This window comes from Streptomyces purpurogeneiscleroticus, assembly GCF_020024005.1.
GTDB lineage: Bacteria > Actinomycetota > Actinomycetes > Streptomycetales > Streptomycetaceae > Streptomyces > Streptomyces purpurogeneiscleroticus.
In genome coordinates this window covers 1-6237 of record NZ_NHSG01000035.1, presented here as the reverse complement: position 1 = coordinate 6237, position 6237 = coordinate 1, and the positions used below count along the sequence as shown (strand labels likewise).

The 6237-nt window shown below is 69.2% G+C and carries 5 protein-coding genes and 1 pseudogene; 5 read left to right on the top strand and 1 reads right to left on the bottom strand.

Annotated elements, in window-relative coordinates:
- The 5 genes and pseudogenes from CCS38_RS35860 to CCS38_RS00935 form a co-directional block, all read left to right on the top strand.
- Positions 1–143: pseudogene (locus tag CCS38_RS35860) on the top strand (hypothetical protein); the annotation flags it as partial.
- 42 nt (positions 144–185) lie between these two features.
- Entirely contained in the window at positions 186–578 is a 393-nt protein-coding gene (locus CCS38_RS00950; RefSeq protein WP_223731255.1) for a DUF6507 family protein, read from the top strand.
- Positions 575–3958: a hypothetical protein gene (locus CCS38_RS35460; RefSeq protein ID WP_308050635.1), complete on the top strand. Its 3384-nt coding sequence runs from the start codon at positions 575–577 to the stop codon at positions 3956–3958. The genes CCS38_RS00950 and CCS38_RS35460 overlap by 4 nt, the downstream gene beginning before the upstream one ends.
- 20 nt (positions 3959–3978) lie before the next feature.
- Positions 3979–4743, top strand: coding sequence for a hypothetical protein (locus CCS38_RS00940; RefSeq protein WP_223731254.1), 765 nt, complete (start codon positions 3979–3981; stop codon positions 4741–4743).
- Positions 4744–4845: 102 nt separating this feature from the next.
- Positions 4846–5583 carry a hypothetical protein gene (locus CCS38_RS00935; RefSeq protein ID WP_223731253.1) on the top strand — a complete coding sequence of 246 codons (738 nt, stop codon included), beginning with the start codon at positions 4846–4848 and terminating at the stop codon, positions 5581–5583.
- A gap of 5 nt (positions 5584–5588) precedes the next feature.
- On the opposite strand, the gene CCS38_RS00930 is transcribed toward CCS38_RS00935, so the two are convergent.
- Positions 5589–6146: a flavin reductase family protein gene (locus CCS38_RS00930; protein ID WP_308050634.1), complete on the bottom strand. Its 558-nt coding sequence runs from the start codon at positions 6144–6146 to the stop codon at positions 5589–5591.
- Between the last annotated feature and the right edge of the window lie 91 nt (positions 6147–6237).

The following is a 6237-nucleotide window of genomic DNA, read 5'->3' as shown; positions in this document are numbered from 1 at the left end:
ACGGCAAGGAGCTGCGCTGGAACCGGGCCTCGCAGGAGGTCAAGAACATCATCCAGCTGCTGAAGACGACGCTGGAGAAGAACGACGGCACCGCGCAGCACACGCTGTCCAAGGCGAAGGCCGCGGTGGACAACATCGGCTGACCCTTTGGGTGGCTTGGCTGGTAACGGGGAGCTGAGGTAGGCATGGCCGGCTGGGATCTGGATCCGCAGGGGATTCAGGGTGTGCTGAAGACGACCGGTGAGATGGCCGGGAAGATCGAGACGCATACCAAGGCGTACGGGGACCATCTGCAGTCCGCGGCGACCAGCGCGGGCACGATCACCGCCGAGGGCGGCGGTCAGGGCGGGGAAAAAGCGGCCGGGGGGCTGGTGGCGCTGGCGCTGTCGCAGTTTTCCGAGCACACCATCAATGACCTGAAGTTCATCGCGATGCGGGCGGGCAAGTCGCTCAACGGTGCGGTGGACGCCACGACGGCCTACACCAACGGTGATCTGGAGATGGCCGCGGAGGCGCAGCGCAAGGCGTTGGGGGCGGTGGATGTGGATCCGAGCAAGCCGGGGGCACAGCAGGCATGAAGATCGAGCTGAAGCCTGATCAGATCCCGCAGTACACCGGTGATCTGGCGCAGCTGGAGAAGGACCATGCGGCGCTGAAGACTGATGCCGGGCATATCCGCACCACCGGCTCGGACGTCCACTCCCATTTCCAGGGCCTGTCCGCGTACTACAAGGCGCCCGAGGCCGAGCAGCTCTTCGCCACGACGAAACCGGTGCAGGACCGGGCGGATGGCTTCGCCGACGGCCTGGAGACGGTGGCCTCGGCGCTGTCCGCCTACGCCGACGAGATCCGGCCCCTGGTGCCGAAGCTGGCGGCGCTGAAGACCCAGGCGCAGAACTTCATCCGGGATCACAAGGACGATGAGGACGGGGATTACGACGAGGATCTGATCGCCGAGCACAACCGGATCCGGGATGACATCACCGCCACGGTGGCGGCGTTCTGGGCGGCGGAGCGGACCTGCCACAACAAGATCACCGCGTTGTGGGGCGGCACCCAGATGGTGGCCGGGGACGGCTCGGACAAGCAGAACCAGTACGGCTTCAGCGCCGAGGACATGAAGAACGCCAAGCTGCCCTGGGGTGACCCGGTGGAGGAGCAGCACCACTGGTACGAGGTCGGCCACTGGGTGAAGTCCTTCGTGTGGGACGGGCTGATCGTCGATGGCATCTGGGGCACCATCAAGGGCCTGGGGACCCTGGTGGGCTTCGGCGGCTGGGATGCGATGGGGCAGGCGTGGAAGGGCCTGGCGCAGCTGGCCACCGGTTTGGCGATCTCCTCCATTCCCGGGGTCGGCGCGGCGTTCTGGACGCTGCCCGAGGACAAGCTGCCCTCCTGGCTGCGGGATTCGCGGACCGCGATGAAGGAGACCGGGAAGGCCCTGGTGGCCTGGGACCAGTGGGGCAAGAACCCCGCCCGGGCGGCGGGCGCGGTGACGTTCAATGTCGTCACCACCGTCTTCACCGGCGGCGCGGGTGGCGCGGCGGCCGGCGCGGGCAAGGCCGGCGCGGTCGCCAAGGCCCTCTCCGTCGCCGGTAAGGCGGGCAAGGTCATCGACCCGATGACCTATGTCGCCAAGGGCGCGGGCGCCGGCCTCACCAAGATCGGCGACATTGCCAAGAGCATCAAGGGCATCGGGAAGATCGATGTCCCCGCGCTGCCGGCGGACGCGATCAGGCTGCCGGAGGGGTCGCTCAAGCTGCCCGACGGTACGGTCCGGCTGCCCGAGGGCGCGGCGGTTCCCGCGGGGGCGACCAGGCTGCCGGACGGCAACGTGCGGCTCCCCGACGACGTACCGGCGCTGCCGGAGAACGCCACCAGGCTGCCGACGAATCCGGGCGAGCCGGCCCGGTACTTCGACGGCGACGGCAACGTCCTCGACCAGCACGGCAACGTCCTGGACCGCGCCGACAACGCGCCGCGGGAAGGCTCCCCGGACGTCCGCCCGGCCACCGCTGCGGACACTCCGCGGGTGGAATCTCCGGCCCACGTCCAGCAGCCGGTCCTGGTCGGCGCGGGCGCCCACGCAGGGGACAACGTCCCCGGCGCCCACCTCGTCGACGATGCGCCCGGCACTCACCTGGGCGACCAGGCACCGGGTACTCACCTCGGCGACCAGGCGCCCGGCACTCGCCTCGGTGACCACGCCCCCGGTGGGAATGCCGGTAACCACCTGCCCGGTGGGACCGCCCACGACCTCGGCCACGGCCCCGCGGCGAGCCATGAACCGCCCACCGGCGGCGGACACGGCGACGGCCCCGCGGGCGGCGGCGATCACACCCCGGGCGGTGGGGACCACACCCCCGGCACCGGGGACCACGTCCCGGGCGGTGCCGGGGACGACCTGCCCGGCGGCTCCGGCTCCGACCACCTGCCGCCCCCGCCGCACGGCGGTGACCTCGGCGGTCTCGGTCCGGCCGTGCCCGACGGCCCGCGCGGCAATCTGCCCGACGGCTCCTGGGCGGGCGAGAACGGCCTGCGCCTGGACCGGGAGGCGAACGCCGCCGCCGACGACTTCATGCGCCGGTCCGCCGAGGCGGAGCCGCGTATCACCGAGTCGATGCAGGGCATCGCGGGCAAGGTCGACGACGGCAAGCTGATCGGCCTGGAGTACCGCCTCAAGGGCGAGGACTCCCTCAAGCGCAAGCTCGCCACGGACATGCTCGAGGACATCGCCGTGGACCACGGCCGGGTGCTCGGCGACATCAAGGACTCCATCCGCTACACGATGGAGGTACCGGCCAACAACTACACCCACGGTGTGCAGCAGGCGATCCACGACCTGCAGGCCAAGGGCTTCGAGAACGTCACGTTCAAGAACACCTGGGACTCCGCCGGCTACAAGGGCATCAACTCCACCTGGCGGGACCCGGTCAGCGGCCAGGTCTTCGAGCTGCAGTTCCACACGGCGGACAGCTTCGCGGCCAAGATGGACGGCCACGCGCTGTACGAGAAGGAGCGGCTGCCCGGCGTCACCCCGGACGAGCTCGCCGCGATCAAGGCCGAGCAGTCCGACCTGTTCGGGAGGGTGCCGGTCCCGCACGACGCGGGCGCCATCCGCCTCGGCGGCCACGGCCCCACCGACCTCGCGACCGCACTCGGCAAGGACGCCGACTCGGTCGCCGACGACCTCGGGAGGGCGGGCGACGACACCGGCGGCCTGGCCGACGACGCCGGCGACGTGGCGGACGACGCCGGTGACCTGGGCGACGACGCGGCGGACGGTACGCGTGACGGTGGCGACAGCCCTTACACCGACGGCCCCGACGGTGGCTGGAGCGGCGCCGGGTGGGTGGAGAAGCCGGACTTCGTCAACGACCCGGACTCCGTCGTCGCGGCGGAGATGTACGAGAACATCCGTGCAACCGACAACAAGGTCGACCTCCCGGCGGTCTCCAGGACCACCGGTGTCGACGAGTCCGTGCTCCGCCAGGTCAAGAGCCATCTCTTCCGGTCACAGCACGTGGTGGCCATTGGTCCGGACACGTTCAAGAAGGGCCTCTTCACTCCGCGCAAGGACATCGGCGAACTGTGGCTCGCCGCACGCGAAGGGAAGCTGTCGGAAGAGGGCGTGCAGCAGTTCAAGCACCTCATGGCCCACGAGTTCGTCGAGAGCCGCCTCATGAAATCCGGTCTCCCCTACATCCGTGAGTACGAACACCTCTGGGAACTCGACCCCCGGGACGGGAAGTACGGCCGGCCGCAGTTCCCGCAGGATCTGCGGGACGCGGGAGCGCATGACATCGCGCCCAACGACAAGATCGGCGGCTTCCGGCACTGGAGGTCTCTGGGCATCGAGCCGCCGAACGTGAAGCTGGCCGACGATTTGTCCAACATCGACGACGTGGTGAAGGCTATCCACCAAGTGTTGCGTTCGAAGGGGATGGACCTGCAGTGAGTGCCGAACTGCCACGCGCCGTGCTGGAGCAGCTGCGTGCCGTCGACTGGTACGGCGACTGGGAGAAGGCCAACAACCACCGGCGGTCGCGTGCTCTACTCATGCGGGAATACCTGCGCCGTGCGGCTCTGTGGGCACGTGAGTACGGTGCCGAGGACGAGTGGCCGTTCTTCGACGCTTCGGAGTACGCCGCCCCCGGGTTCGAGCCGGCTCCCGAGCTCGCGGCCGAGCTGGAGGAGTACGTGTCGCACCTCGGCACCCCCTCCACCCAGCGGGTCTGCCGGGGTGCCGTACGGTGGGCCGCCCTGCGCGAGGCCGGGGTCGGCCTGCCCGAGCTGCCCGATCCGTACGAGCCCCTGCTGCTCATGTTCGGGCGGGGCGGCGGGTATTCCATCGAGGAATTCATCGACCTGTACGGCGTAATGATCCCGCACGGGAACCTCGAATCCAATCTGAACGCTGAGCCGTTTCTCTCGCTCGCTCCCAGTACGCTCGACGTTCTCGATTCCGGGGCCGAAGGCCGGATCTCGTATTTCGCAAAGATCAGCGAGGGGTATCCGCGCAGCAGCCCGCGGGGGATCCTGCGGCGCCGTCTGGTCGGCAGGGAGTCCGAAACGTACGACGAGGCATTCACCCGGAACCTCCGGTGGGAACCGACCGAATATCTCAAGCTGTATGCCTTGGGGCACAACGACATCGATCATGTGCAGATCACCGAGGTCGAGGCCGCTGCCTTCATCGAATCGATGACGGAAAAACTGACGGGGATCCGGCCGGCGGGCTGACCGGTGTGGAGCGTGTCCGGACCGACCCGGCCGAGCCGGTATGTGTCCGGCGCGCGAGAGGCGGCGTGAGCGCCGGTGGCGGGCCATGAAGGGGGTGCTGGCGTGCCGAGTGCCGTGCTGATGCGATTGCGGGGCATCACCTGGGACGACGACTTCAGCGTGTCGCTCGGGCACGCCCGCTCCCGGGCCCTGCTTATGCGCGAGTACCTGCGCCGTGCCGCGCTCTGGGCGCGTGCGTACGGTGCCGAGAACGCGTGGCCGTTCTTCGACGTCGCGGAGTATGTGGACCCGTCCGTCGAGCTGGACGCCGAGATCTCGGCCGAGCTCGACGAATACATTCGCCGGCACGTCGGCACGCCCTCCATCCAGAAGTCGTGCCGGGGCGCCGTGTATTTCGCGGCCGTGCGCGCGGAGACCAAAGCGGAATTGCCGGACCTGCCCGACATGTATGAGCCGCTGTTGCTGATGTTCGAGCGCGGCGGTGGTTATGCCATCGAGCAGTTCATCGATCTGCAAGGGGTGGCGATTCCGCGGGGAAGCCTGGAGAACAACCTCTCCGCCATCCCGTTCCTCACCCTTGCGCCCGCCACGCTCGACGCCCTCGACGGCCGGGGCCGGATCACGTACTACGCGAAGATCAGCGAAGGCTGTCCGCGCAGCAGCCCCCGGAGCATCGTGCGCCGCCGCGTCATCGGCAATGGGGATGAGACGTACGACGAAATATTCACGCGGAATTTCCGCTGGGAGCCGGCCGATTTCCTCGACGAGGTCGGCCATGTCCGGATCACCGAGCCCGAGGCCGCCGCTGTTATCGAAAAGGTAATTCAGGGGTGCGCGTAAGCGGGTCAGAGGGCGAGTCTCAGGTGTGGGCCGTGGGAGCGGGAGACGCAGATGAGCATGGTGTCGCCGGCTGCGCGTTCCGCGTCCGTGAGGAGGTGGTCGCGGTGGTCGGGGGTGCCGGACAGTACTTCGGTCTCGCAGGTGCCGCAGTTGCCGGCGCGGCAGGAGGAGAGGACTTGTACGCCGGCGTCCTCCAGCGCCTCCAGGATCGAACGGTTGGGCGGTACGCGTACGGTGAGCCCGGAGTCGGCCAGCTCGACCTCGAAGGAGCGGCCCTCGGCGGGGGCCGGGCGGAAGCGCTCCACCCGTAGCGCGTCCTCCGGGAGGCCCGCCGCCTCGCACTGCTTTTCGGCCGCGGCGAGCAGCGCCTCGGGGCCGCAGGCGTACACGAGGGTGCCCGGGGTCGCGGCCCGTAGGTAGCCGGCCAGGTCCAGTAGTCCGTACTCGTCCTCCGGGCGCAGCGTGACGCGCTCCCCGTGTGCGGCGAGCCGGTCGGCGTACGCCATCGAGGCGCGGGTCCGGCCGCCGTACAGCAGCCGCCAGTCCGTCCCGGCGGCCCACACCTGAGACTCGCCCTCTGACCCGCTTACGCGCACCCCTGAATTACCTTTTCGATAACAGCGGCGGCCTCGGGCTCGGTGATCCGGACATGGC